We start from the raw sequence: 2,270 nt of genomic DNA on the forward strand, positions 1-2,270 counted from the left end.
CAATATTAGAAACATTCTCAAATCTTAATGTCATTTTGTTTTCTCCATCTTCATGCATTTTACCTGCATTCAATAGGAATATTGTTACTTGTTTTGCCATACTAATCACCCCCTTCTTTAACTCAAAGTTCTATGGATTCTCTATATTCTATTATAGCTATTATTGCTTTAATAGAATCATATGGTGTTCCACCTTTAGGTGATATACGTACCAAGTTATCTAGATAAGCTCTTGAAGAATTATCTTCTAATACCTTAACCTTAACAATATGATCATCAATTGATAAGTCATACTCATTACTAGTATTGTGATCATACTTTAAATTTGTGAATTTGTTTTTTAGGACTACACTATTTCTTTTATAGCATTTCATTTTTATTTCTTCCTGGCAATAATTCTATAATGTGTCTTTTTGGTGATACTTTATGTGCAGTTATTTTTATATGTATATCAGTTCTAATATTCTTAACATAAGACTTTGCTTTTCTAAATTCTGAACAAGTATTCATAACCTTGAAATTTTCTTCTGTTGGTAATTTAGATCATAAAACATAGACTTCTTTTCTTGTGTCTAATATTTTGTTGTCATATAATTCTTTTTCTAGTTTTGTTTTACCTGCCGATAATTTGTAATATGCATTCTTCTCTTGTTCTCTTTGTTCTTTCTCTTCTTGTTCTTTTTGTTTTATATATGATTCGCTAAGTTTAAGATCTGCCATTTTCTTTCTCCTTTAATAATCTATATTCTTTTACAAGTTCATCATGGTCTTTTATATAACCTTTTTCAATTTCTTTTAGCTCTTGTAATTCTTTGTCTGCATTTTCTTTTTCTTTATTTGTCTTTGCATTGTGTTTGTTGTGAACTAATATAAATCAAGTGGTTCTACAAGTTTCTATATTTGATCTTGCTTGTTTGATTTGTTGTTCTAGTAATGATTTATTTTTCATTATTAATCTCCATTAATTTTTTTGCTGCTTTGATTGCAGCTTCAAATTTCTCTATATTGTTTCTTGCTACTTGAATATCACGTGATAATCCACTATCATCAGGATCCATTAGTTGTTCAACTACATCATTGACTAATAGTTTTCTTCAAATATTTAATTTACGTTCCATATCTTTTATCTTTTCATTTAAAGATTTTTCTCTAATTATATTTCTTATTTCTTCTTTTGTTGCCATTGTTATTTCTTCCTTTCTCTATATATACTTTACAGATATTTTTAGATCCTTTTCATTTTCAAAGTATGTCATAGTTAATATTTCCAAGTCTTCCCTGATACCCCTTAATGCTCAATCATCTAGGTTATCACTTATCAAGGTATATGCCATAATTTGATTTGGTTCATAATCAACTCATCATTCAGAGTCATCTCATTCTTTATAATATAATTTTAGTTTTTTTGTAATTTCCATTAATCTGATAGTTGCTATATAACTATTTTCTTTTATTGATTCTTTAGTAATTCTCATTGTCTTCTCCTTGATCATCACTATTGAACTCTTCATAAGCTTCTACAGTTTCTATAGTTAGATCACTTTTATTCATACTTAAATTAACCATAAGATCATTTCCTTTTTTCTCATTGTCAAGCATTCCTATTTCTTCTAGTAGCGGTAAGTAAAGTTGATGCATTTTTTCTGCTATAGCTCTAGTTAGTAGGAAGTCTTTATATTTAGATCTATATCTAATTCATTCAACTCTAATATCTTCATTGTCTTCTGCAATGTCAATAATTCTTCCTTGTTCTAGTTGTAAGATATACCCAATTTGATAAAGACTCATCATGTGTGTTTTCTCTGTGTTGATCATAATAAAAAGTCTTTGCAGTTTTTTATCTATTGTTCTTACTTGGTTAAGTTGTTTTAATATTTCTTCTTCTGTTAATAATTTTTCCATTGTTCTCCTTTTACCAATAAATTATATAGGAAAACCCGCCCAATTAAAAATCGAACGGGTTTGATTATGATGTGTAAAAAATAATACTGATCTTTGTTCAGTTGTAAAAAGGAGAACAAAGAAGCTTACGAATACAACATTTTTAAAATGGCGGACTTAGAACCGTTAAAGCAAATGACTAAGTAATACTTACACGACCACCGTGCTTTTTAAGGAGTACTTGTTGAAGGACACATAATCCATTGAGTGAAGCATAACACAAAGATATTATACACAACCGGCCGCCCAAGTGTTCTAGTTATTCTCTCTGCTTGCAGAAGAGCGAGTTTTATTTTTTGACCCCTTTTTGGCTTATTGGTATATACATG

The 2,270-nt window shown here is 28.5% G+C and carries 4 protein-coding genes; all 4 read right to left on the reverse strand.

What is annotated here, in order from left to right; genetic code table 11:
• Nucleotides 1–122 precede the first annotated feature (122 nt).
• The gene (locus tag ACK5M9_RS03525) at nucleotides 123–374 is read right to left on the reverse strand and encodes a hypothetical protein (protein WP_416891816.1); all 252 of its coding nucleotides are present in this window, start codon (nucleotides 372–374) and stop codon (nucleotides 123–125) included.
• A gap of 169 nt (nucleotides 375–543) precedes the next feature.
• The gene (locus tag ACK5M9_RS03530; RefSeq protein ID WP_416891817.1) at nucleotides 544–720 is read right to left on the reverse strand and encodes a hypothetical protein; all 177 of its coding nucleotides are present in this window, start codon (nucleotides 718–720) and stop codon (nucleotides 544–546) included.
• Between the two features lie 741 nt (nucleotides 721–1,461).
• Nucleotides 1,462–1,638 carry a hypothetical protein gene (locus tag ACK5M9_RS03535; protein WP_416891818.1) on the reverse strand — a complete coding sequence of 59 codons (177 nt, stop codon included), beginning with the start codon at nucleotides 1,636–1,638 and terminating at the stop codon, nucleotides 1,462–1,464.
• A 57-nt stretch (nucleotides 1,639–1,695) separates the two neighbouring features.
• Nucleotides 1,696–1,902: a hypothetical protein gene (locus ACK5M9_RS03540; protein WP_416891819.1), complete on the reverse strand. Its 207-nt coding sequence runs from the start codon at nucleotides 1,900–1,902 to the stop codon at nucleotides 1,696–1,698.
• Nucleotides 1,903–2,270: the final 368 nt, after the last annotated feature.

The organism is Mycobacterium sp., from assembly GCF_047975165.1.
Lineage (GTDB): Bacteria > Actinomycetota > Actinomycetes > Mycobacteriales > Mycobacteriaceae > Mycobacterium.